Below are 26,415 nucleotides of genomic sequence, written 5' to 3'. Positions count from 1 at the left end.
ATCATTCCGTTTTGGAGTATATGAATTTTTTTCTATACAAAAAGTCACCCCGCAGAGTATGATAAAGATAAAAAGAGCATAGGAGAAATAGGTATGGAAGAGCTTTTAGAGAGAGTTTTTTCATTTACGGACATTGATAAATTAATTGATTTTATCAGTTATGAATTGCAGAAGCCCGTTATTCTGGAAAGCGCGGATTTCTTTTTGCTTGCCTATAATTCTTATTACATTAATCACTTCGACTCCGCCAACCAGCAGACGATATTCTCAAAAAAATGCCCCGTGCAGATTTTTGAAAGGTTTCTGAAGGACGGGGTGATCGAAAAGCTGAAAACCGTTCCTGAACCGTTCCGTGTCGAAAAAATAGACAGTATCGGACTGAATCAGAGAGTGGTTGTAAGCGCAAAACATAAAGGGGAAGTGATGGGCTACATCTGGATTCAGGAGCTCGACCGAAACTTGACGGACGAGGAGCTCGATTTTTTATATGAAACTTCATTCCATGTCGGAAAAATCATCTATAAAACGAACCGGCTGAAACAGGAAAAGGAAGAGAGAGCGGAAGACCTGGTGAAACGGGCGATCTTTCAGCAATTCTCCTCTGAAAAGGAGTTCAGGCGGGAAGCGGAAAAGATGAACGCCGTGCTGCCGTCGGTTTTTTCAGTAGTCGTCCTGCATGCCGCAAATGGGGATGGGGAGGCAGTCGAAGATGTAAAGGAAAATATCAAATCGTACTTGAATTTGCGGGATAAAGTCAGTCACGTCTTAACCATTGATTCCAATATTGTCATCGTCGTCGCAAGCTTCTCGCAAAAAAGCTCCGGCACTTCGGCAGCATCTGAATTCATCCACAAACTGCTGACTCATTTTCACTTTCAGAAGATCCCCACTCCCATCTATATCGGAATCGGCAATGAATACAGCAGCATCCTGAAGCTCGGCAAAAGTTATATAGAAGCCCTTGAAGTCATAAAGGCCGCCGAAATTACCGGAAACCAGGAAAATATCCCGTACGAATACAGTAAGCTCGGGATTTACCGCTATCTTGAAAGCATCGAAGAAAAAAACGCCTCACTGGAATATGTAAACGATGATTTAGCGTTATTAAAAGCCAAAGACAGAGAAAGCAGCACCGAACTGCTGAAAACGTTAGAAATCTATCTCCTCAATAACTGCAAAACAAAACCAGCCGCAGAACAGCTTTTTATTCATCAAAACACATTGAACTACCGCATCAAACAGATTCTTGACATGACATCAATTAATTTAAACGACTTCAGGACAAGGTGCCAGCTGTATCTCGATATCATGCTGATGAAAAAGAGATAAAAAAGAAACCAGTCGCCGTACTGGTTTCAGTTTTAATACCTTCCCGCTTATCAATCTCAGAACCTCACTTCTGAATCACTCCTTTCCCGCAAGATGAGAAATGAATAAACACTGCTCCTCAATATGTGTTATACTTTCATTGATATTGATTCTCAATTAAAAATTTATGAAGTATAGATATAAACGGGAGGCAGAACGATGGCGGAAAATCATGAGGTGTACGACGTCACGATTATAGGCGGAGGCCCGATCGGCCTGTTTGCGGCTTTTTATTGCGGGATGCGTGAGCTGAAAACGAAAGTGATCGAGTTTTTGCCGCGGCTCGGAGGGAAAGTGTCTATGTTTTTCCCTGAAAAAATCATCCGTGATATCGGCGGAATACCCGGGATTGCCGGAGAACAGCTGATTAAGCAGCTGAAGGAGCAGGCGGCGACATTTGAGCCGGATATCGTGTTGAATCAGCGGGTGACCGGATTTGAACGGCTGGAGGACGGAACCATTGTGCTGGAAAGTTCCGAAGGGGAAAAGCACTATACACGCACGGTGATTTTGGCCGTCGGCATGGGGACGCTTGAGGTCAATGAACTTGACAGCGCGGATGCGAGCCGTTATTCGGGAAAGAACCTTCATTATAAGGTGGAGAAGCTTGATGCGTTTCGAGATAAGCATGTCGTGATTTCTGGAGGAGGAGATACCGCGGTTGACTGGGCGAATGAGCTGGAACCGATTGCGGCGTCTGTTACCGTCTTGCACCGCAGGGAGGAGTTCGGCGGTTTGGAAAGCAGCGTGGCGAAAATGAAGCGGTCTTCCGTGCGGGTGCTTGCGCCGTATCGTCTGAAGCTTCTCAACGGCACAGGGGAACGGATCGAGAGCGTCACCGTTTGCCAAACTGAGTCCGGACTTTCTGAAGTCATCAAGCTTGATGAGCTCATTATCAACCACGGGTTTAAAATTGATCTCGGCCCGATGAAGGACTGGGGGCTTGAGATAGAAGAAGGCAGGATTAAAGCTGACAGACATATGCGCACGAATCTTCCGGGCGTGTTTGTCGCCGGTGACGCCGCCCATTATGAAAGCAAGCTCAGACTGATTGCCGGCGGTTTCACGGAGGGCCCGACCGCAGTGAACAGCGCCAAAGCCTATTTGGACCCGCAGGCGGATCAGATGGCGATGTATTCGACTCATCATAAAAAATTGGTGACACAATAAAAAAGGGCTGACCCCGATGCTGGGCCCGGGGGTCAGAAAAGCATTCCGGCGTATCAGCTGTGAACGAGCATGTCTTTCATTTCATTTCGTATAAACGCAAATAACTGTTCCTGATTTTTCACGGCGGTAAACCCGCAGCCGGCGGGGACGTCTTCGCCCATGCAGATGACGGGAGGGCGGTTTCCTGACGGATTCGGTGATATGCCGATTTGTTTTCCGGCGCTGATCAAATGCTGAGCGGATTCTTTGCCCGTACAGATAATCATTTGCAGAGGAGACTCACTGATCGTGCGTTCGATCATGGAAGTGAACCGCTCATCCGCGATATGTTCATGGGTGATATAAAACGGGCATGATTTTGAGTCTGACAAGTTTTCTGCTGCTTGACGGCTTCCTACAATGAGCGAGTGCGGAGAATCATTTTGCCATTCGGATAGGAGAAAGCCCCGTTTTGTCAGTTCCGTCTTTGCAGCTTCGGTCGCTGCATTCAGGCTTGCGGTCACCCGGCGGATGTCGATCTGCTTGAATGCCAGTGTGTCAAAGAATTCGCATACCGCAAGGCGTGATGTGAAAAATAGTTGTTCAAAGGTGCTGATCTGTTTCAGGATGTTTTCGTTTGCGGGCATTTTTTTAACGATCCGCTTCGGCCATTCAATAACATCGGCGCCATACTCGCGCAGCTTGTCTGTCAGTGTATGTTCATCATCGCCATGAGTGACCACCATGATATGCCGCCCGATGAACGGTTTGCTTTCAAACCAGCTGTGTGTTTGAAAATTGACAATATCACCAATGATGATAATGGCAGGGTTGGTGATGTTTTGGCTTTGAACTTTTTCATGGATATCCTGAAGCGTTCCTTTAACGCTCCGCTGCCGTCCCCACGTCCCCCATTGAATGACGAGTACGGGAACGGAGGGGGATTTTCCGTACTCCATAAGCTTCCGGCATATAAATGACAGATTTTTAACGCCCATGTAAAACACAAGCGTTTGAACGCTTCGGGCAAGCCCTTCCCAGTCGAGATTCGGCCTGCCTTGCAATGATGTATCATGAGCGGTGATCATCGCGAAGGACGAAGCGAAATCACGATGGGTAACGGGGACTCCCGCATATAGCGGCGCTGCAATTCCCGAGGTGATGCCGGGCACCATTTCGTAGCGGATGCCATGCTGATGAAGCGCCTCTGCTTCTTCGCCGACCCTGCCGAACACACTTGGGTCTCCGCCTTTCAAGCGGACGACGGTGCAGCCCTCCGCCGCTTTTTCTATCAGCAGGGCATTTATCTCAGACTGTTTCATAAAATGGCGGTCGGGCAGCTTTCCGCAATAAATGAACCGGCAGTCCGGTGAGGCGTATTCTAGAAACTTTGGGTTTGCGAGCCGGTCATACAAAATGATATCCGCTTTCTCCAGAGCCTGTTTTCCTTTTACGGTGATCAGCCCCGGGTCTCCTGGTCCGGCACCGACAAAATATACGATTCCGTTTTTCATGATGGCGTCATCCCTTCAGCAATTTAAAAAATGAAGGACCACTTGAAAAAGTGATCCGGTCTTTGATCAATACAGGAGGTATACATTCTCTCCTTCGATCAGTGTTTCGTATGTTTTGACACAGCCATGGTCCGGCTCTTGGACTTTTCCGTCTCCTAAGGAGATTTTCCAGTCATGCATCGGGCAGAAGACGTATTCTCCGCTGACGATGCCTTCAGCCAGGACGCCTCCTTTATGGGGACAGCGGTTTTCGACGGCGCGGACGTTCCCGTCAGAAAGCTTAAATACGGCAAGCTCTTTATCTTCTATATATACGGTTTTTCCTAACTCCTCGGGTAATTCGTTTACATTGCCTATGCAAACCTTTGTCATATCTTTATTAACCATGTCCGTTCCCCCTTACTGTTTTATGAAGTCGTGACGACATTTTCGAATAGATCTTTAGATGCTTTTTTATCTTTAAGGAAGTATTGCCACGGATCTTTGTGGACAGAGAGTGTCTCATTCATTCGATCGTTGAGCTCCTGCCGTTTTTCCGGATCGTTTAATACGGATTGGACATGAGATAAACCGACGCGCTCAAGCCATGCGGATGTCCGCTCCAGATAGTTTGCCGTTTCTCTGTAGTACTGAAGGTAAGCACCCGCGTATTCTAAGACTTCTTCATTCGTTTTTACTTTCATCAGCAAATCACCGGCGCGCAAATGGGTTCCGCCGTTTCCGCCGACATAAAGCTCCCAGCCCCCGTCGATGCCGACAACGCCAAGGTCCTTAATGCCTGATTCCGCACAGTTCCGAGGGCAGGCGGACACGGCCATTTTAACCTTATGAGGCGTATTGAGCCCTTCGAATTTTTTCTCAAGCGCAATACCCAGTGCCATGGAGTCTTGTGTGCCGAAGCGGCAGAATTGTTCGCCTACGCACGTTTTTACCGTGCGGAGTGTTTTTCCGTACGCGTAGCCTGACGGCATATCAAGCTCGGCCCATACTTTCGGCAGATCTTCTTTTTTCACGCCGATGAGATCAATTCGCTGGCCGCCGGTCATTTTAACGAGCGGGATCTCATATTTGTCGACGACATCGGCGATCTTGCGGAGATCCTGAGAGTTGGTCACGCCGCCGTACATACGGGGCACGACTGAGTATGTTCCGTCTTTTTGAATATTGGCGTGCATCCGTTCGTTCACAAAACGGGATGTTCTGTCATCCTCGTATGTAGCCGGATTAATCATGCCTAAGTAGTAGTTGAGGGCAGGACGGCATTTGGAGCAGCCCTCCGGCGTTTTCCAGCCGAGCACGTTCATGATTTCTCTTGTATGGGACAGCCCTTTGGCTCTGATTTCTTCTACGACTTCATCTCTCGACAGTGAGGTGCAGCCGCAAATCGCTTCTTTTTGCGCGGACGCGTCAAATTCTGAGCCCAGTGTATATTGAAGAATGTCTTCCACGAGCGGTTTACAGCCTCCGCAGGAACGGGATGCCCCGGTGCATGCTTTGATTTCGTCCGTTGATGTGCAGCCTTTTTCCTGAATGGCTTGAATAATCGCGCCTTTTGATACACCGTTGCAGCCGCAGATGATTTCATCGTCGCTCATCGCCGCGGTCATGCTTGCGCCTGCTTCCTGGTCAAGAGGCTGTAAGATTGATATCTTGGAAGTTTCGGAGATATCGGCTTCTTTTTGAATCATTGAAAACAGGCGGCTGCCCTCGCTGCTGTCGCCGAACAAAACAGCGCCGACAATTTGATTGCCCCTCAGGACGATTTTTTTATAAATGCCGTCCTGCTCATCGAACACTTTAATCGCTTTTTTGTCCTCTGATTCGTTAAAGTCACCGGCAGAGAAGACTTCGACGCCTGATACCTTTAATTGAGTGGAGAGAACGGAGCCTTCATACGGTTTTGTTTCAATGCCGCAAATATGCTTTGCGAGCACTTTCGCCTGTTCATAGAGCGGCGCCACAAGACCGTATGCGATTCCGCGGTGCTCGGCACATTCACCGACCGCGTAAATGTGCGGAATGTCAGTCTGCATATAGTCGTTGACAATGATTCCGCGGTTTACCGGAATGCCGCTTTCTGTGCCAAGCTGTGTATTCGGGCGGATGCCGACCGCCATGACGACCAGATCAGCTTCGATGCTTGTGCCGTCTTTGAAGCGTATCCCTTCGACACGGTCAGTACCGAGAATTTCTTCGGTTTGCTTTTCAAGGAAAAAGGTCATGCCTTGTTTTTCTAATTCGTTTTGCAGCAGGCGTCCCGCCGCTGCGTCAAGCTGGCGCTCCATCAGGAATGGGGCGAGGTGGATGACAGACACGTCCATTCCGAGATTCAGCAGTCCGCGTGCGGCTTCCAAACCCAGCAGTCCTCCGCCGATGACGGCTGCTTTTTTATATTGTTTTGACGCGGCGAGCATCGTGTCTGTATCTTTTATGTCCCGGAATGCCGTGACGCCTTGTTTGTCTGCGCCCGGAATCGGAAGGATAAAAGGGACAGAGCCTGTCGCCAGGATGAGTTCATCGTAAGGCTGGATTCTGTCTGCATCGGTGATGAGGGTTTTGTTTTCCGTGTCGACTTTGATGACTGTTTCACCGGTATACAGCTGAATGTTGTTTTCTTTGTACCAGTTCCAATCGTTTAACGTAATGTCTTGAATGTCGGTATCGCCTTGCAGCACTTTTGACAGAAGGATTCGGTTATAGTTGGGATGAGGTTCGGCCCCGAATATTGTAATCTCAAATTCGTCTTTTGAAACACGCAGTATTTCTTCAATCGCTCTTACCCCGGCCATTCCATTTCCAACAAGGACTAGCTGTTTTTTTCCCATCAGATGATCCGCTCCTTATCTTTGTTTTTTTTTAGCGTAGCACAGCAAAAACAAATATTTAAGATGCATGTTATGAAATGTAACAAAAAATACTAAAAAATCTAAAAATTTTATGAAAAATTATATAGGGCTGATTCGTACCGCGCACATCTTAAAACCGGGCATTTTACAGTCCGGATCGAAGGCTTCACCAATTAAATCGTTGACGTTTTGCGTGTCAGACCAATGGATGGGGACAAACAATGTATGATGTCTGACTTTTACTTGATTTTAAACGGAGAATATATCAAAATAAATAGTAACGGTTACGATTTATAACAATGTACATCATGATGAAAAAGGGGCAGGTGCGGGATATAAATCGTAATCATTCTATTTTGTCAGGAGGCTATTTATATGAAAAAAATTCCGGTTACAGTATTGAGCGGCTATCTTGGTGCCGGAAAGACGACCGTTTTGAATCATATTTTACAAAACCGCAACGGTTTAAAAATTGCCGTCATCGTCAATGACATGAGCGAAGTAAATATAGACGCGGGATTGGTGAAGCAGGGAGGCGGCTTGTCAAGGACGGATGAGAAACTCGTAGAATTATCCAACGGCTGTATCTGCTGCACGCTGCGTGAGGATCTATTAGTCGAAGTTGAGAAACTCGCGAAAGACGGCAGATTTGATTATATTGTGATTGAATCAACAGGGATCAGCGAACCGATTCCCGTTGCCCAGACATTTTCTTATATAGATGAAGAAATGGGCATTGATCTGACAACATTCTGCAGGCTGGACACAATGGTGACCGTGGTGGATGCAAACCGCTTCTGGCATGATTTCCAGTCCGGTGACAGCCTTCTTGACCGGAAGGAAGCGGCGGGAGAAGAGGATGAACGGGTGATTGCCGATTTATTAATTGACCAAATCGAGTTTTGTGATGTGCTCATTTTAAATAAATGCGACATGGTGGGCGAAAAAGAGCTTGAACAGCTGGAAACGGTCCTTCGCGCATTACAGCCCCGTGCCAGACTGATCCGGTCCGTCCGCGGAGAAGTGCCCGCCGAATACATATTGAATACCGGTTTATTTGAGTTTGAGGAAGCGAGTTCATCAGCAGGATGGATAAAGGAACTGACGGCAGGTCATGAAGCGCACACTCCGGAAACGGAAGAGTACGGCATCACTTCGTTTGTGTACTCGCGGCGTCTGCCGTTTCATACCGCTCGTTTTGACAGCTGGCTGCATCAATCAATCCCTGACAACATTGTGCGCGCAAAAGGAATTGCTTGGTGCGCAACCCGCAACAGCCTTGCGCTGCTGATGTCTCAGGCGGGTCCGGCGGTTTCGATTGAGCCTGTTTCTTATTGGGTGGCGGCAATGCCGAAACTTGAGCAGGAGCAGATCAAACAGCAGGAACCGGAGATTCTGGAAGATTGGGACGACCAATTCGGAGACCGTCATACGAACCTGGTGTTTATCGGAACAGATTTAGATGAAGCAGCCATTACAAAGGAATTGGATCAGTGCCTGCTCACGCCGTCTGAGTTCGATTCCGATTGGTCGCAGCTTGAAGATCCTTTTCAATGGGATATTCAGCGGGCCGAATAACATACCGGCCAAGTTTAGAAGCAGGTGAAAAGGGAAGGAGTGATGAAAAAGGAGCTGACCAAGTGTGAAAGCACTGACATACCAAGGAAAAGAACATATGGAAGTGAAAGAAGTCCCGGCACCCGCCATTCAAGATGAGAGAGATGTCATCGTTCGAATCACCGCAACCGGGATATGCGGTTCAGACCTTCATTTATATAAAAACGGAATACCCGCCGATCCGGGTTATATCGTCGGGCATGAGCCGATGGGAATCGTTGAAGAAACGGGCAGTCAAGTCAAAAAGCTGAAAAAAGGCGACCGGGTCGTGATTCCTTTTAACATCGGCTGCGGAGAATGTCATTATTGCAAGCACCAGATGGAAAGCCAGTGTGATGAATCAAATCCAAACCCTCATACAGATGCCGGCGGCTTATTCGGTTTCTCGGAGTTTAACGGTAATTATCCCGGCGGGCAGGCTGAATATTTACGTGTTCCTTATGCTGATTTCTCTTCTTTTCTGGTTCCGGCAGACAGTGAGCTTGAAGATGAGCAGGTGCTGCTTCTGTCAGATGTCATGCCGACCGCCTTTTGGAGCGTCCAGCACAGCGGAGTGAAAAAAGGGGATACAGTCGTTATTCTGGGATCAGGCCCGATCGGCTTAATGGCGCAAAAATTCGCGTGGAAAAAAGGAGCTAAACGGGTTATCGCAGTTGATCAAGTCCCGCACCGCCTTGAACATGCGAGACGCATAAACGGAGCAGAGACCTTCAATTTTTCAGAACATGATGAGATCGGGAAACTGCTGCATGAACAAACGTCAGGGGGCGCGGATGTAGTGATTGATTGTGTCGGAATGGACGGCACGCCGCTTTCAAAAGAAAAAACAGAGCAAAAACCGAATCAGTTCGGAACGATCAGTCCGATTCTTACAGCATCAGAAGCCGTTAAGAAGTTCGGAACCGTGCAGCTCACGGGCGCATACATTTCTGAAGCGGACGGCTTTCCGCTCGGCGATTTTTTCACACGCAACGTTTCTTTAAAAATGGGCCAGGCACCCGTTATTCATCTGATGCCGATGCTGTATCAAATGATCGAACAAAATGAAATTGATCCGACGGATATCATTACACACAAAATGAGTCTTGCGGAAGCTCCTGCTGCATATGATATATTTGACAAAAAAGAAGATGGCAACATTAAAGTGATTTTGAAGCCATAGCGAGGAGAAACACGATGAATATTTACAGACCGGCGGGATTTTGGATCAGATTGGGAGCCGTGGTACTCGACTATTTAATTACTTCAGTGCCTTTGGCGATTATTTTTATGCTGGCAACAGGAAAAGATCCGAATGAGAGCGCAATGATCAGCATTATTTTGACTCTTTATGGTATTTTGCTCCCTGTATACTGGAACGGTTATGTTATCGGCAAAAAGATCTGCGGTATCCGCATCGTCAAAAAAGACGGAACTCAGGTAGGCTTTCTCACTATGATTTTGAGAGTGCTTGTGGGCGGCCTGATATATGGCGTGACGTTTGGAATCGGTGTGATCGTGAGCGCATTCATGGTCGGAATGAGAGAAGACAGACGGTCAATCCACGATTTTGTAGCAGGAACGTATGTCACATACGCGCTGCCGGACGAATCGATTGAAAAGAGCGAATAATTTCGCTCTTTTTTTGCATAAAAAATGGATGGGGGAGCAACATATAACAAACGTTAAAGGAGGAAAGAGTCATGAAAAAAGCTGCATTGTCTTTAGCTGCGTTTTTCATTACAGCAATGGTTTTCACAATGCCGGCACACGCCGCCGGAACAAAAATGCCTTCAACAATGTCACTCACGGAACAGCAGAAAAAAGAAATTGAATCACTTGAAAAAGAAGTGCTCGAAAAACGAAAACATGTCATATCCAAATATGTTGAGTACGGGGTCCTGCCGAAAGAAAAAGCAGAACATATTAAACAGCATATGGACAGGCGCTTTAACATGATGAAACAAAATGGGTTTGTCCCGAAGCCTCCGCCTCATAAATTGGAAAAGCGGCATCATCATTCTTAAGCATCCGGCAAGCCGGATGCTTTTTTGTTTTTATCGGGATTGCTCTGAAACGCGTTTCATAACGTATGATATCAATATCATACGCATCAGGAGGATGAAACACATGATACATAAAAAACAGGGCCTGTTCCCTGATACATTTCTATGGGGGTCAGCCTCGGCTGCCTATCAGGTTGAAGGAGCCTGGAATAAAGACGGTAAAGGACCTTCAGTATGGGACTTATTCACGAAAATACCGGGTAAAACGTTTAAAGGCTCAAATGGCGATACAGCAGTCGGCCATTATGAGCGCTATAAAGAAGATATCGCCTTGATGGCAGAAATGGGTTTGAAAGCTTACCGATTTTCTGTCAGCTGGCCGAGAATTTTTCCGAATGGCAGAGGGGAAATTAACGAATCAGGGATCGCATTTTACGAAGACCTGATCGATGAATTGATTTCTAACGATATTGAGCCGGTGCTGACTCTTTATCATTGGGACTTGCCTCAGGCGCTGATGGATGAATACGGCGGCTTTGAATCAAGAAAAATTATTGATGATTTTAATGATTACTGCATTGCGTTATACAAAAGATTTGCCGGCAAGGTGAAATACTGGGTCACGTTAAATGAGCAGAATTATAATTTTCATAACGGGTTTATAACAGCTGCACATCCGCCCGGCGTAAAGGACAGAAAACGATTTTATGCAGCGAATCATATCGCATTTTTAGCTAATGCCAAAGCGATTGAATCCTTCAGACAATATGTTCCTGACGGTTTGATCGGCCCGAGCTTCGCTTATTCACCGGCTTATCCGCTTACAAGTCACCCTGAAGACATAACTGCATTTGAAAACGCAGAGGAATTTATGAACCATTGGTGGCTTGATATGTATTGCCGGGGGACTTATCCGCAAATTCCTTTCAATTATTTAAAGGAAAAGAGCTGGGCGCCCGCCATTGAAGCCGGGGATATGGAATTGCTTGCGAAAGGCAAGCCGGATTTTATCGGTGTTAATTATTATCAGACGATTACGTACGAAAGAAATCCTCTTGATGGTGTATCGGAGGGGAAAATGAACACGACTGGTCAGAAAGGGACAAACCAGGATACCGGTATACCGGGGCTGTTTAAAACGAAAAAGAATCCTAACCTCGTGACGAGTAATTGGGATTGGACGATTGACCCGATAGGTCTGCGCATCGGCCTTCGGCGTATAACGAGCCGCTATGAGCTGCCGGTTTTTATAACAGAAAACGGGCTGGGGGAATTCGATAAAATAGAAGAAGACGGCTCAATTCAGGATGACTACAGAATTGACTATTTACGCTCCCATCTTGAACAGTGCAGAGAGGCCATTAGTGATGGAGTTCATCTCATCGGCTACTGCAGCTGGTCATTCACGGATCTGTTAAGCTGGCTGAACGGCTATCAAAAACGCTACGGTTTTGTCTATATCAATCGAGATGAAGAAGATGAAAAAGATTTGAAACGGATCAGGAAAAAAAGTTTTTATTGGTATCAGAATGTAATTGAAACAAACGGTAAAAGTTTATAAAAGTTCCCTGAGAGAAATATGATTCTCTCAGGGATTTCTTTTACATTGCGGCTGCATCAATAATATACGTATCCGCATGAAGATCGGATATTTCGGCAGGCACTGAATAACAGGTAAGGCTGTATCGGCCTTTCGGAATATGAAAGAAAAGCCGCTTTGACATCACGCTTTCAATCTCAATTCCATCTTTTACAGCCTCAAAGGGAACAGTCGCTTTTTTCTCATAGGATGGTACCGGTTCACTTGTGTTAAGCCTGAGGACGATAAATGCCCTCGTATTTCTCCTTGCTTCAAATGAAACAGCTCCGTCAGCTTCCGCATATCCTTTTTCAATGGCTTCATCGGTCCAATCGATAACAGGCGGTTCTGAATCTTTTTGGAAGATTGTAAATTGATGATAAGAAATGGCCAGTTCTTGCGGTTTCCATGATTTAATCAATGCGCTGTTCCTCCTGTTTTTTACTTGATTTTAAATAATACTCTCGTTCCGTCGGGATCATTGGTAAGCTGGTGTCCGACCCAAGAGCCGGCTCCGCGGTTGTCTGCCGGAGAAATATATTCTACGGAGGCATTATTTCCGCCCTGTTTACAAACCGCCATCGGCCATTCATCCCTATCGTATCCCGTTTTGACAGGCACATGTTTAAGAGATTGCTCACGCCGCTTATGTACTCCGTCTCTGTCAATGGTGCATATGCTGGAATGTCCTTCTTTTATCGCGTCCTTAATATGCTTTGCTGTTTCCGGATATCGATCGGACGGAAATAGGATTACTTTGTCGTAATCACTCTTCTGAACGGTCTGCTCGTTATCGGAGAAAAGATCACCCTTGATCAGGGCCGCGACTGCTCCGGCAATGATGATAAGAACAAGCAGCAGTGCTTTTAATGTTTTCAAGAGTATCAATCACCTCCAGTTATAAATTGCTGTTAAGCTGGTCCAAGAATAAAGCAGAATCGGCCGGCTGTAAAGCTGTTAAAATATATTTCTCAGCCGCAATTCAGCTGAATATCTGTAAAACCATCCGCACAAATCAACTTTATTCATTAAAAATTCGATCAGAAAGTGTTTTTTGCCGTTTCCCTATTCAGAAATGAATGGTTGCGGGTGTATCGTCAATTGACTTATTATAGCGATAAGCTCACCGGCGAGGTATCTTCGTCTGCGAGTGTCGTGCGAAACAGGACGATAAAAAGACGGCCATCTGATAAGAAGGCCGTCAGCAAATCATTCCAGATTCGCATGCTTTGTAAACATGTCTGCTGAATTCAGTTCTTTTATCTCCATGATTTTTAGAATAACCGCATCGTAAAACAGCAGAAGAGTTTGTTCGAATAAAGAACCCATCGGCTGAATCGTCTTTCTGTCTCCGCCGGTCTCTTCCTTAGGAGAGCCGGGAATCGTTATCGTAAGATCAGCAAGTTTGCCGAGACTTGAATCGGGGTTAATCGTTAATGCAGTGATGATGCCGTTAAGGCTTTTGGCTTTTTCAGCCGTATGAAGCAGACTTTTTGTTTCGCCTGAGCCTGAGCCGATGATGACGAGACCGCCTTCTTGGAGGGGAGGGGTAAGCGTCTCACCGACGATGTAAGCGTTCAGGCCGATGTGCATCATCCTCATGGCGAACGCTTTAGCCATAAAGCCGGAACGTCCCGCTCCGGACGTGAAGATTTGATCTGCCGATAAAATCTGATCCGCAAGCTTGTCAGCTTCACTGTCGGCTATTAATGCTGCGGTGCGGGATATTTCATTTAGTATTTCATGTAAGTATTCAGTCGTTTTCATGATCCTTGTGTGATCAGCTGTTTCATTTTAGCAGCAGCATCCGCTTTATTGTCAGCTCCCGTAATGCCTCCGCCGACAATGATTAAATCTGGGTTTTGTTTGATGGCTTCAGGAAGCGTATCAAGTTTAATGCCTCCGGCAATTGCGGTTTTAGCGCTCTTGACCGCTTTTTTAATCGCCGTCAGTTCCTCGAATGAATTTTTTCCTTCTGCTTGAAGATCATAACCTGTGTGAACACAAATATAATCAACACCGAGTTGGTCAATTTCTTTTGCCCGTGTTTCAAGGTTTTTTACGTTAATCATGTCGACGAGGATTTTTTTCTGCTGTTTTTTTGCTTCGGCAACCGCCCCTTTGATCGTTGAGTCGTCTGTCGCCCCTAAAACGGTGATGATGTCGGCTCCCGCTTCTGCCGCTTTCATAATCTCGTAACCGCCTGCATCCATGATTTTAAGATCGGCAAGCACTTTCAAGTGAGGAAAGGCTGTTTTCATTTCCTGCACGGCTTTCAGTCCTTCATTAATGACAACGGGAGTGCCGATTTCTACAACATCTATATATGGTTCGACCTCTTTCACAAGTTCAATTGCTTCCGGGATATTTACTAAGTCTAATGCCAGCTGTAATTCCACTTTATATCCACTCCTCTTTTTCATGTATTTCCATTCTATAGAGTGCCCCGCATGTTGAGAAGTACGCACTTTGAAGTCTAATAGTTACTTTGAGGATACTGTCCCCGCAGGCAATGCGCTTTGTTTCAGCAAAACTGCGTGGTAGTATAAACTGACGAAAGTTGTGTGAAAAAGTAAGCGTGTATGAATAGATAATGACCGTACAAAAAGTAAGAGGAAGGAGAATTGTCCGTGAGCCGAATGGATGAGAAAACGTTTAATTGCGAAAAGGAATTGACGCTTGCCGTGATAGGCGGGAAGTGGAAAATGCTGATTATGTGGCACTTGGGAAAAGAAGGGACGAAGCGGTTTAATGAGCTGAAAGCTTTAATTCCGGATATTACGCACAAAATTCTTGTGAATCAGCTCAGGGAGCTGGAGCAGGATCTGATCGTTCACAGGGAAGTTTACCCTGTCGTCCCTCCGAAAGTGGAGTATTCTTTAACGGCGCAAGGAGAAAGCCTTATGCCGATTCTGGACGCTATGTATAAGTGGGGAAAAGATTATATGGAATTAATCAACATTGATAAAACTGCAATAAAGGAATCTTTTTGAAGTGCTCTATGTAAAATAGAGTGCTTTTTTTGCGGTTTAATGAAATCATATTGCGAACATTCGGGCCGTCTGTTTCGGTTCTTGCGCTGTTTTTTCCGGGTCAGCTTACGTACGTAAATTTTTTTCATTCTGCCATAACTGGATATTCGACAGATTTTCATTATAGTTTAAAGATTTTTAATTTTACGTAAATAATATTTTTGAAAATAAATTGCGGGATGCCGCAAAATACCCTCTGGATTCGTCGGATTTTTTTCGGTGTGCCGCATGAAACTTTTCACCCATTTTTCGGTGATAAAAACAATATTTTCATATAAAGTGAACGTAAGTAGATATATAGAAATACATGCAGAAATAGGTAAACCTTTCGTGCTTACAATCAATGGCTTTTTGTCTTGATTTCTCATAAATTTGATGCCGCATTTCGGACTGCGCGGGTGAACGGATGACGGATTTCGGCGGTGATTGAATCGGGATCGTTTTTGGAGGTAAGTGGTTCTTTTGGCTTGAGAATGAGTTAGGGACATAGAGGGAGGCTGTTTCTAAGGGAGAATTGACAACTTTATCTTAAAAAGGGGAGGCGCACACATATGGAAATAACTTTTTATCCTTTAACAAATGCTCAAAAACGTATCTGGTATACAGAAAAATTCTATCCGAACACAAGCATTTCAAATCTAGCCGGTTTCGGGAAACTCATTTCTGAAGACGGCGTACAGGCTCATTACGTTGAGAAAGCGATACAGGAATTCGTCCGGCGGTATGAGTCGATGAGAATCCGTCTGCGGCTTGATGATGAGGGGGAGCCCGTTCAATATGTGAGCGAATACCGTCCGCTCTCTATCGGGCACACGGATATCAGGCAAGCCGGCTGCTCTGCGGACGAGCTGTCCAAATGGGGGCGTGAAGAAGCCGGCAAGCCTCTGGCGTTATATGATCAGGATTTATTCCGTTTTTCCGTGCACACGATCAGTGAAAATGAGGTCTGGTTTTACGCTAATGTGCATCACATTATTTCAGACGGGATTTCCATGACGATTCTGGGCAATGCGATTACTGATATTTATTTGGAGCTTTCAGGCGGGACAAGTGAGGAACAGACGGAGATTCCTTCTTTTATTGAGCATGTGCTGACAGAGCAGGAATATGTGCAGTCGAAGCGGTTTAAAAAGGATCGGGATTTTTGGAACGGGCAGTTTGAGACCGTGCCGGAGCTTGTGTCCCTGAAACGGAGCCAGGCAGATGCGGGTCTTAATGCGAAACGGTTTTCTCAAGAAATTCCTCACGACTTATATGGCCGCATTCATTCATTCTGCGAGGAGCATAAAGTCAGCGTACTGTCTCTGTTCCAGTCAGCTCTGATCACTTATCTCTACAAAGTGACCGGTCGTGATGACGTTGTCACGGGTACGTTTATGGGAAACCGGACGAATGCGAAAGAAAAGCAGATGCTCGGGATGTTCGTATCTACGGTGCCTGTGCGGACAAGCGTTGACGGAGGACAGTCGTTCTTGGAATTCGTTAAAGGCCGGATGAAGGATTTGATGAAAATTCTCCGCCACCAAAAGTATCCGTATAACCTGCTTGTCAATGATTTGCGCGCTTCGAAAAGTTCGCTGAGCAGATTGTTTACGGTGGCTCTGGAGTACCAGGTGATGCAGTGGCAGAAAAAAGAGAATCTGTCCTTCCTGACAGACCCTATTTTCAGCGGAAGCGGTACAAATGATATTTCAATTCATGTGAAGGAACGATGGGACACCGGGAAATTGACGATTGATTTTGACTATCGCAGCGACATTTTCAAGGGGGAAGAGATTGAATCTGTTTCTGAACGTTTGATCACGCTGATTGAAGATGCGATTTCATCTCCTGATCGCATAATTGATGAACTTACTCTTCTTTCTGAATCCGAGAAAGAGCGGCTGCTGAAACGGGCCTCCGGCAATCCGGTGAATTACCGCAAGGAGATGACGATTCCGGGGCTGTTTGAAGAGAAAGTGAAGTCACTGTCTGACAAACCCGCGGTTGTGTATGAAGGCCGAACATTGTCCTATCGCACATTGCATGAACAGTCAGGACGTATTGCCGGACGTCTTCTTCAAGCCGGGATATCAGCCGATTCTCCTGTCGCGGTGCTGCTTGGCCGTTCTGAGTGTGTCATTGCGGCAATATTGGGAATTTTGAAAGCGGGCGGCGCCTATGTGCCGATAGATCCTGACTTTCCGGCGGATCGGATTCAGTACATTTTGGAGGACAGCGGAGCGAAGGCTGTTCTGACGGAGGCCGGAATACAGGCGCCTGCAGCGGATGCCGAACGGATTGATTTTGACGAGGCTGTTCAGTATGAGACGGCTGCGGACGGTGTCGGCATTCAATCAGACCGGCTGGCTTACATCATCTACACGTCAGGTACAACGGGGCGGCCGAAAGGCGTGATGATTGAGCACCGGCAAGTTCATCATCTGGTGCAATCACTGCAGCAGGAGATTTATCAATGCGGTGAGCAGACATTAAGAATGGCGCTTTTGGCTCCGTTTCATTTTGATGCGTCCGTCAAACAGATATTCGCTTCGCTTCTTTTGGGACAGACGCTTTATATCGTGCCGAAAACGACTGTGACGAATGGCTCGGCACTGCTGGACTATTATCGTCAAAACCGGATTGAAGCCACTGACGGAACGCCTGCGCATCTGCAGATGATGGTTGCGGCGGGAGATGTCAGCGGAATTGAATTGCGCCACATGCTCATTGGGGGAGAGGGCCTGTCCGCGGCTGTTGCTGAACAGCTGATGACGCTCTTTCATCAATCGGGCAGGACGCCGCGTCTGACGAATGTCTACGGGCCGACAGAAACGTGTGTAGATGCGTCCGTGCATCAGGTGTCAGCGGATAACGGAATGAATCAACAGGCGGCGTACGTTCCGATCGGAAAACCGCTCGGCAACGCCCGTCTGTATATATTGGATAAGCACCAGCGGCTTCAGCCCGACGGCACGGCCGGTGAGCTGTATATCGCGGGTGACGGTGTAGGCCGCGGCTATTTAAATCTTCCGGATTTGACCGCAGAGAAGTTTTTGCAGGACCCGTTTAACGGAAGCGGCCGCATGTACCGCACGGGTGATATGGCGCGCTGGCTGCCGGATGGGACGATCGAATATATCGGCCGTGAAGATGATCAGGTGAAAGTCCGCGGCTACCGCATTGAGCTGGGAGAAATTGAAACGGTGCTCAGAAAAGCTCCGGGCGCGGCGCAGGCCGTCGTGCTGGCACGGCCGGATCAGCAGGGCAGCTTAGATGTCTGCGCATATATCGTTCAGGAAAAAGGAACCGAGTTTCACCCTGCCGAGTACAGGGAGTATGTGTCCAAGCACCTTCCTGATTACATGGTGCCCGCTTACTTTACAAAAACGGACGAAATTCCGCTCACGCCGAGCGGGAAGGCGGACCGCAAAAAGCTGTTTGCGCTTGATGTGCAGGCTGTCAGCTCATCTGAATATGCCGCGCCGAGAAATGAAACGGAGGAAATGCTCACCGTCATCTGGCAGGAAGTCCTCGGAATGGACAAGGCGGGCATTTATGATCATTTCTTCGAGTCAGGCGGTCATTCATTAAAGGCAATGACGCTTCTGACGAAAATTCATAAGCAAATGGGCGTTGAAATTCCGCTGCAATACTTGTTTGAGCATCCGACGATTGCGGCGCTTGCCGATTATGCGGAAAACCGAAACGAAGGACCGGCATTCAGTGCAATTGAGCCGGCTGAGAAGCAGGCGAGCTATCCGCTTTCGCTCGCTCAGCAGCGGACTTATATCGCAAGCCAATTTGAAGACGCGGGAGTCGGATATAACATGCCGGCTGCGGCCATGATTGAGGGCGCTTTAGACCGTGAAAAGCTTGAGCGTGCATTTTCTGCCTTAATCAGCAGGCATGAAGCGCTCAGAACATCGTTTCAATCAGAGGACGGCACGCCGAGACAAGTGATTGGCGAGCATGTTCCGTTTCATATTGAAATGATCGAAGCGCGCGGAAGAACGAATGAACAGGTCATGAAGGACTTTGTGCGCCGTTTTGATTTATCTGAGGCGCCGCTGTTCAGAATCGGCCTGCAAACGCTCGGTCACAATCGCCATCTGCTGCTGTTTGATATGCATCACCTGATTTCTGACGGGGTGTCTATTTCCATCATGCTGAAGGAACTGGCTGACATCTACGGGGGAAATCAGCTGCCTGAATTGCGCATTCAATATAAAGATTATGCCGTATGGCAGGCGGAACGGGCGAAAGAAGGCTACAAGAAGGAGCGGGCGTACTGGAAAGAAGTCTTCAGCGGGGAACTGCCGGTGCTTCAGCTGCTCCCTGATTATCCGCGGCCGCAGGTGCAAAGCTTTGAAGGTGACCGCGTGTCCGTCAAGCTGCCGAAAATGCTGCGGGAACGGCTGCAGAAGCTTGCCGAGAAAAACGGAGCCACCCTTTACATGGTGCTGTTATCGGCATACTATACGCTGCTTTCTAAGTATTCAGGACAGGAAGACATCATCGTGGGAACACCATCAGCGGGAAGAAACCACTCTGATACCGAGGGGCTTATCGGGATGTTTGTCAACACGCTTGCGCTGCGAAGCTCCGTGAAGCAGGGTCAGACATTTGCCGGCTTGTTAGGTCATGTGCGCAAGCAGGTGCTGGATGCGTTTTCCCACCAGGATTATCCGTTTGAGTGGCTGACCGAGGAGCTGAACGTGCCCCGGGACATGAGCAGGCATCCGATATTTGACACGATGTTCAGTCTGCAAAATGCTTCGGACGGAATTCCGGAGATCGGTAATCTGACGCTGTCTCTTCATGAAACAAACTTCAACATCGCCAAATTCGACCTGACCATGCAGGCCCGGGAAACAGCGGAAGGCATTGCGCTTGATTTGGATTATTGCACGAAGCTGTTTAAGCGCTCAACTGCGGATCGCATGCTTGCGCACTATGTCCGTCTGCTGGAGAGCGCGGCAGCTCAGCCGGATGCGAAAATCAGCGAATATGATCTGCTTTCTGAACGGGAGGCTTTGACTCAATTACAGCAATTCAACCCGGAACGCACGGTATACCCGAAAGAGCAAACGATCGTGCAGATCTTTGAAGAACAAGCCCGAAAGAACCCTGACCGGACGGCTCTTCAGTTCGAAGGGGAAACCCTGTCGTATCAGCATCTGAATGAACGCGCCAACAGGCTTGCGCGGCATATTCTTTCGGTCGGAGGCGGCGGAAAAACCGCGGCTGTTCTGTGTGAACGGTCAATGGATATGATTGTTTCCATTATGGCTGTGTTAAAAGCGGGGTCCGCCTATGTGCCGATTGATCCTGAGCATCCGGTTCAGCGGATTCAGCATTTCTTCCGCGACAGCGGGGCGAATGTGCTCATGACTCAGCAAAGCCTCAAGCCGCTTGCGGAAAAGGCCGGTTTTCAAGGCGTCATTGTGCTTGCTGATGATGAGGCGAGCTATGAAAAGGACTCTCGCAATCCAGCATTGCCGTTTGATTCCAAAACGATTGCCAATCTCACTTATACATCAGGCACGACGGGAACGCCGAAAGGAAACATCGTCACACATGCCAACATTTTGCGGACGGTAAAAAACACGAACTATTTGACTGTTTCTGAAGAGGACACAGTGCTCGGTCTGTCAAACTACGTCTTTGACGCTTTTATGTTTGATATGTTCGGTTCGCTGTTAAACGGTGCAAAGCTTGTGATCGTCCCGAAAGATACGGTGCTGGATATGTCACGCCTGTCCCGTGTGATCAAACGGGAGAACGTCAGCATTCTGATGATTACGACGGCCCTGTTCCACCTGCTTGTTGATATGGAGCCGTCCTGTCTGACGACGCTTCGGAAAATCATGTTCGGGGGCGAAAGAGCGTCTGTAGAACATGTCAAAAAAGCGCTGGCGGCAGTCGGAAAAGGAAGACTGCTTCATATGTACGGCCCGTCGGAAAGCACGGTGTTTGCGACATACCATCCGGTGGATGTCATTGAAGAGGATACGCTCTCCGTTCCGATCGGGAAACCGGTCAGCAATACGGAAGTCTTTATTATGAACTCAGCCGGACGCATTCAGCCGGCGGGTATCGCGGGAGAGCTGTGCGTCAGCGGGGAAGGTCTCGTAGAAGGGTACTACAACCGTCCTGAACTGACGGAAGAAAAATTTGTAGAGCATCCGTTTAAGGAAGGTGAACGGATGTATAAAACGGGCGACTTGGCCAGATGGCTTCCGAATGGCGATATCGAGTTTATCGGACGTATCGATCATCAGGTGAAAATCCGCGGTCAGCGGATTGAGCTTGGCGAAATTGAGCATCAGCTCCAAAGCCATGACCAGATTCAGGAATGCATTGTGCTCGCTGTGGATCAGGGCGCGGGTGACAAACTTCTTTGCGCGTATGTTGTCGGCCTCAGGGAAATCTCTTCCCGGGAGCTTAGGGAGCATACGGCGAAGGATCTTCCGGCTTATATGATTCCGTCCGTCTTTATTCAATTGGATGAACTGCCTCTTACAGGGAACGGAAAAATCGACAGGCGGGCGCTGCCGATGCCGGATGTGACCGCAGCGAATGCCGTGTCTTATACGGCGCCGCGCAACGAAACAGAACAAAAACTGGCGGATATTTGGGCTGAGGTGCTGCAAATGGAGCGGGTCGGCGTCCATGATCAGTTCTTTGAGATCGGAGGCCATTCGTTAGCGGGGATGAAACTGCTTGCCCTCATCCAGAAGACATTCGGCGTGCAGCTTACCTTAAAGGATCTGTTCACTTCTCCGACGGCTGCGGGGCTGGCGCAGCTGATTGAAGGGGCTGAGCGGAAGGCGGCTGAGAGCATCACACCGGCGGCCGAGCGGGAAACGTATCCGGTTTCTTCACCGCAGAAGCGGATGTTCGTGCTTCAGCAGCTGGAAGGCGCTGAAACAAGCTATAACATGCCGTCTGTGCTCCGCTTAAAAGGAAAGCTTGATGCAGAAAAGCTGAAATCCGTCATGAAACAGCTGACAGAACGCCATGAAGCCTTCAGAACGACATTTGACATAAAGGATGGAGAAACGGTTCAGCGCATATGGGCGGAAGCTGATATCGACATGGAATATTATGAAGCCTCTGAAGAAGATGCTGAACGGATTATTCAGAGCTTTATCCGGCCGTTCCGCCTGGATCAGCTTCCTCTCGTCAGAACGGGACTGGTCAAGCTGGCTGAACATGACCACCTGCTGCTGTTTGATATGCACCATATCATTTCGGACGGCGCTTCAGTCGGCGTGCTGATAGATGAACTGTCCCGATTGTATGGCGGCGAAACGCTTGAGCCGCTGCGGATTCATTATAAAGACTATGCGGTATGGCAGCAGAAATTTATTCAATCAGAGCAGTACCGCAAGCAGGAGGAGCATTGGCTTCGGGAGCTTGACGGCGAGCTTCCGGTATTGACGCTGCCGGCTGATTACAGCCGTCCGGCCGTGCAAACCTTTGAAGGAGACAAGCTGGTCTTTTCTCTGACTGAGGAACAGACGTCGGCTCTTCGCAGTCTTGCGAAACAAACGGATTCTACCATGTACATGGTGCTGCTGGCGTCATACAGCGTCTTTCTCTCAAAACTGAGCGGACAGCATGACATCATTGTCGGCTCGCCGGTTGCGGGACGGTCACATGCGGATCTCGCAAACGTCATCGGTGTTTTTGTGAATACACTCGCGCTTCGTACGTATCCGGAAGCGGACAAAACGTTCACGGACTATCTTAAAGAAGTGAAACAAACCGCTTTACATGCATTTGACGCGCAGGATTATCCGCTTGAAGACCTTCTGCAAAAGGTTGAGGTGCAGCGTGATACGAGCAGAAATCCGCTGTTTGATGCGGTATTCTCAATGCAAAATGCAAATGCGGAAGATCTGGTCATGGAAGGAATTGAGCTGAAGCACCATCCGTTTGACAGAAAAACAGCCAAGTTTGACCTGACAATGACGGCTGAGGACACAGACGAAGGCTTAACGTTTGTGCTTGAATATAACACCGCGCTGTTTAAACCGGAAACGGCAGAGACATGGAAGCATTACTGGCTTCAACTGTTAGAAGCAGCAGCGGAAAATCCGGCTGCGAAGCTTTCTGAGCTTTCATTGGTGAATAAAACAGAAAAACAAGCTCTCCTCAACGCATGGAAAGGAAAAACACTCTCTGTGCCGCGGGACAAAACGGTTCACCGTCTCTTTGAAGAAACGGCCGCCCGCCACGCGAACCGGCCGGCCGCGGCATATAACGGCGCGAAATGGACGTACGGCGAGCTGAACGCAAGGGCGAATCGCATCGCGCGCATTCTCATGGACTGCGGCGTCACGGCTGACGAGCGTGTCGGCATCCTGACGAAACCGTCCTTGGAAATGGCCGCGGGCGTACTCGGCGTCCTGAAAGCGGGCGCGGCATTTGTGCCGATTGACCCCGACTACCCGGAAGAGCGGATCATCTACATTCTGCAGGACAGCGGCGCGAAGCTTCTTCTCACACAGGAAGCGCTGGACGTGCCGGACAGCTACAACGGAGAAACGATTCTGCTTGACGGCGGACGCTCCATTCTGAGCCTGCCGCTTGATGAAAACGATGAAGCGAACCCGCAGACGGAAACAACGGCGGATCATCTCGCTTATATGATTTACACGTCAGGAACGACCGGACAGCCGAAAGGTGTCATGGTCGAACACCATGCGCTGGTGAACCTGTGCTTCTGGCATCACGACGCATTCGCCATGACGGCGGATGATAAAAGCGCCAAATACGCGGGCTTCGGTTTTGACGCCTCCATCTGGGAGATGTTCCCGACATGGACCATCGGCGCGGAGCTTCACGTCATTGACGAAGCGATCCGGCTGGATATCACCCGCTTAAATCACTATTTCGAAGAGCACGGCGTGACCATCACCTTCCTGCCTACGCAGCTCGCCGAACAATTTATGGAGCTGGAAAATACCTCTCTCCGCATGCTTCTCGTCGGCGGCGATAAGCTGAAGCGGGCGGTGAAACAGCCGTACACGATCGTCAACAACTACGGCCCGACGGAAAACACCGTCGTCGCGACAAGCGGCGTCATCAATCCGGAGGAAGGGTCGCTTTCGATCGGACGGGCGATTGCCAATACGAGAGCTTATATTCTCGGCGACGGCGATCAGGTGCAGCCGGAAGGCATTGCCGGTGAATTATGCGTGGCAGGCCGCGGACTTGCGCGCGGATACCTGAACCGTGAAGAAGAAACGGCGAAGCGGTTTACCGCCGATCCGTTCGTGCCCGGCGAGCGCATGTACCGGACCGGCGACCTCGTCAAATGGAACGCGCAGTGCGGCATCGAATACATCGGGCGTATCGACCAGCAGGTCAAAGTGCGGGGCTACCGGATCGAGCTTTCAGAAATCGAAGTCCGCCTCGCCCAGCTTGCGGACGTTCATGACGCAGCGGTGACGGCGGTGGAAGACAAAGCGGGCAATACCGCGCTTTGCGCCTATGTCGCGCCTCAGCAGGACGATATCGAAACGCTCAAAGCCGCGCTGAAAGACACGCTGCCTGACTACATGGTGCCGGCGTTCTGGGTGGAGATGGACGAGCTTCCGGTCACCGCAAACGGAAAGATTGACAAAAAAGCCCTGCCGGAACCGGACATTGAAGCGGGAAGCGCCGCGTACAAAGCGCCGGAAACGGAGATGGAGACGCTGCTTTCTGACATTTGGCAGGAAGTGCTCGGTCTTGACCAGATCGGCGTAAGCGATAATTTCTTCACGCTCGGCGGCGACTCGATCAAAGGCATCCAAATGGCGAGCCGCCTGAACCAGCACGGGTATAAATTGGAGATGAAAGACCTCTTCCAGCACCCGACCATCGAAGAACTCGTCTCTTATGTGGAGCGGACGGAAGGCAAGCAGGCCGACCAGGGCCCTGTCGAAGGTGAAGCGGAGTTAACGCCGATCCAGCGCTGGTTCTTTGAGAAAAACTTCACGGACAAACACCACTGGAATCAATCCGTCATGCTTCACGCGAAAGACGGCTTTGATCCGGAGATAACAGAAAAAACATTACATGTCCTGACGGTGCACCATGATGCGCTCCGGATGATTTATCGTGAACAAAAACCGTATTACAGAGGACTTGAGGATGTGTCTGTTGAACTGAACGTCTTTGAGCTGAACGGACCTGCTGAAGACCATGAGGACCGTATCGAAAGGGAAGCAGACCGTCTTCAAAGCAGTATTTCACTGGAAACAGGACATCTGCTGAAGGCCGGGCTCTTCCGGGCTGAAGATGGAGACCACCTTCTTCTCGCAATCCATCACTTAGTCGTGGATGGTGTATCTTGGCGGATTTTACTGGAGGACTTCACGTCCGTTTATACGCAGCTGAAGCAAGGCAATGAACCGGCGCTGCCGCCGAAAACACATTCATTCGCCGAATTTGCCGAGAGAATCAAAGAATACGCAAATACGAAGGCGTTTCTGAAAGAAGCGGATTACTGGAGAGAGCTTGAGGAAAAAGAGGTGTGCACTCAGCTTCCGAAAGACAGGCAGTCTGGTGATCAGCGCATGAAACATACGAGAACGGTCAGCTTCTCTCTGACGCCTGAACAAACTGAACAGCTGACGACAAACGTACATGAAGCCTATCACACCGAAATGAACGACATCCTGCTCACGGCGCTCGGACTGGCGCTGAAAGAGTGGACGGGTGAAGACACGATCGGCGTTCATTTGGAAGGCCACGGGCGCGAAGACATTCTTGACGGCTTGAATATCACCCGGACGGTCGGATGGTTTACGAGCATGTATCCGATGATCCTTGAGATGAAGCACGCCGACGATCTTTCATATCAGCTGAAACAAATGAAAGAAGACATCAGACACATCCCGAACAAAGGAGTCGGCTACGGTATTCTGCGTTATGTAACGGCGCCTGAGCATAAAGAGAATCTTTCATTTGAGATTGATCCGGATATCAGCTTTAACTACTTAGGCCAGTTTAATGAGATGTCGGATTCCGGCTTATTTACAAGATCCGGGATGCCGTCAGGACAATCGCTGAGCCCTGACACAGAGAAGCCGAATGCGCTTGATATTGTCGGATTTATAGAAAACGGGCAGATGACGATGACGTTTGCCTATCATTCTCTCGAATTTCATGAAAAAACCATTCAATCGTTCAGTGACAGCTTTAAAGGGCACCTCTTGAAAATCATAGATCACTGCCTGGCCCAAGACGGACCTGAGCTTACGCCTAGCGATCTTGGCGATGATGATCTGACGCTTGATGAACTTGATAAATTAATGGAAATTCTCTAACAGAAAAGACAGAGGTGAC

At 48.5% G+C, this 26,415-nt stretch carries 16 protein-coding genes and 1 pseudogene; 9 read left to right on the top strand and 8 right to left on the bottom strand.

From position 1 onward, the window contains the following. The first annotated feature begins 93 nt into the window (after positions 1 to 93). The gene (locus tag OVA33_RS02780) at positions 94 to 1,329 is read left to right on the top strand and encodes a proline utilization transcriptional regulator PutR (RefSeq protein WP_003156600.1); all 1,236 of its coding nucleotides are present in this window, start codon (positions 94 to 96) and stop codon (positions 1,327 to 1,329) included. Between the two features lie 198 nt (positions 1,330 to 1,527). Then, complete coding sequence (locus OVA33_RS02775) at positions 1,528 to 2,538, top strand: NAD(P)/FAD-dependent oxidoreductase (RefSeq protein WP_017419373.1); 1,011 nt, start codon at positions 1,528 to 1,530, stop codon at positions 2,536 to 2,538. A 53-nt stretch (positions 2,539 to 2,591) separates the two neighbouring features. On the opposite strand, the gene cobA is transcribed toward OVA33_RS02775, so the two are convergent. The 4 genes and pseudogenes from cobA to OVA33_RS02755 all read right to left on the bottom strand — a co-directional run. Then, a complete protein-coding gene (gene cobA, locus OVA33_RS02770; RefSeq protein WP_017419374.1) occupies positions 2,592 to 4,031 on the bottom strand; it encodes a uroporphyrinogen-III C-methyltransferase in 1,440 nt (479 codons plus the stop codon). A 66-nt stretch (positions 4,032 to 4,097) separates the two neighbouring features. Further along, positions 4,098 to 4,418: a nitrite reductase small subunit NirD gene (gene nirD / locus OVA33_RS02765; protein ID WP_017419375.1), complete on the bottom strand. Its 321-nt coding sequence runs from the start codon at positions 4,416 to 4,418 to the stop codon at positions 4,098 to 4,100. Between the two features lie 20 nt (positions 4,419 to 4,438). Continuing rightward, positions 4,439 to 6,856: an NADPH-nitrite reductase gene (nasD, locus tag OVA33_RS02760; protein WP_063636908.1), complete on the bottom strand. Its 2,418-nt coding sequence runs from the start codon at positions 6,854 to 6,856 to the stop codon at positions 4,439 to 4,441. Positions 6,857 to 6,976: 120 nt separating this feature from the next. After that, positions 6,977 to 7,105, bottom strand: a pseudogene (locus OVA33_RS02755) (hypothetical protein); the annotation flags it as partial. Between the two features lie 147 nt (positions 7,106 to 7,252). Here OVA33_RS02755 and OVA33_RS02750 point away from each other — a divergent pair. From OVA33_RS02750 to OVA33_RS02730, 5 genes are all read left to right on the top strand, one after another. Then, complete coding sequence (locus tag OVA33_RS02750; RefSeq protein WP_014416870.1) at positions 7,253 to 8,455, top strand: GTP-binding protein; 1,203 nt, start codon at positions 7,253 to 7,255, stop codon at positions 8,453 to 8,455. Between the two features lie 64 nt (positions 8,456 to 8,519). Beyond that, complete coding sequence (locus tag OVA33_RS02745) at positions 8,520 to 9,656, top strand: zinc-dependent alcohol dehydrogenase (protein WP_007609290.1); 1,137 nt, start codon at positions 8,520 to 8,522, stop codon at positions 9,654 to 9,656. Positions 9,657 to 9,670: 14 nt separating this feature from the next. Beyond that, positions 9,671 to 10,105 carry an RDD family protein gene (locus tag OVA33_RS02740; protein WP_014416871.1) on the top strand — a complete coding sequence of 145 codons (435 nt, stop codon included), beginning with the start codon at positions 9,671 to 9,673 and terminating at the stop codon, positions 10,103 to 10,105. Positions 10,106 to 10,221: 116 nt separating this feature from the next. Next, a complete protein-coding gene (locus OVA33_RS02735) occupies positions 10,222 to 10,500 on the top strand; it encodes a YckD family protein (protein WP_263612330.1) in 279 nt (92 codons plus the stop codon). Between the two features lie 103 nt (positions 10,501 to 10,603). Continuing rightward, entirely contained in the window at positions 10,604 to 12,040 is a 1,437-nt protein-coding gene (locus OVA33_RS02730) for a glycoside hydrolase family 1 protein (protein ID WP_104843069.1), read from the top strand. Positions 12,041 to 12,080: 40 nt separating this feature from the next. On the opposite strand, the gene comJ is transcribed toward OVA33_RS02730, so the two are convergent. The 4 genes from comJ to hxlA all read right to left on the bottom strand — a co-directional run bounded on the left by comJ (position 12,081) and on the right by hxlA (position 14,457). Further along, complete coding sequence (gene comJ, locus OVA33_RS02725) at positions 12,081 to 12,479, bottom strand: competence protein ComJ (RefSeq protein WP_007609299.1); 399 nt, start codon at positions 12,477 to 12,479, stop codon at positions 12,081 to 12,083. Between the two features lie 20 nt (positions 12,480 to 12,499). After that, positions 12,500 to 12,937, bottom strand: a complete 438-nt coding sequence (locus OVA33_RS02720; protein WP_003156588.1) for a NucA/NucB deoxyribonuclease domain-containing protein — start codon at positions 12,935 to 12,937, stop codon at positions 12,500 to 12,502. 330 nt (positions 12,938 to 13,267) lie between these two features. Continuing rightward, positions 13,268 to 13,825, bottom strand: a complete 558-nt coding sequence (hxlB, locus tag OVA33_RS02715; RefSeq protein ID WP_025650327.1) for a 6-phospho-3-hexuloisomerase — start codon at positions 13,823 to 13,825, stop codon at positions 13,268 to 13,270. Next, entirely contained in the window at positions 13,822 to 14,457 is a 636-nt protein-coding gene (hxlA, locus tag OVA33_RS02710) for a 3-hexulose-6-phosphate synthase (protein WP_015239130.1), read from the bottom strand. Before hxlA ends, hxlB begins: the two co-directional genes overlap by 4 nt. Before the next feature lie 231 nt (positions 14,458 to 14,688). On the opposite strand from hxlA, the gene OVA33_RS02705 reads away from it, so the two are divergent. Beyond that, a complete protein-coding gene (locus OVA33_RS02705) occupies positions 14,689 to 15,051 on the top strand; it encodes a transcriptional activator HxlR (protein WP_007409352.1) in 363 nt (120 codons plus the stop codon). A gap of 590 nt (positions 15,052 to 15,641) precedes the next feature. Further along, positions 15,642 to 26,396, top strand: coding sequence for a surfactin non-ribosomal peptide synthetase SrfAA (srfAA, locus tag OVA33_RS02700; protein ID WP_117363978.1), 10,755 nt, complete (start codon positions 15,642 to 15,644; stop codon positions 26,394 to 26,396). The last annotated feature ends 19 nt before the right edge of the window (positions 26,397 to 26,415 follow it).

This window comes from Bacillus sp. KICET-1, assembly GCF_027721405.1.
GTDB lineage: Bacteria > Bacillota > Bacilli > Bacillales > Bacillaceae > Bacillus > Bacillus velezensis.
The sequence above is the reverse complement of the archived record's forward strand: the minus strand, read 5'-3'. Positions and strand labels throughout refer to the sequence as shown.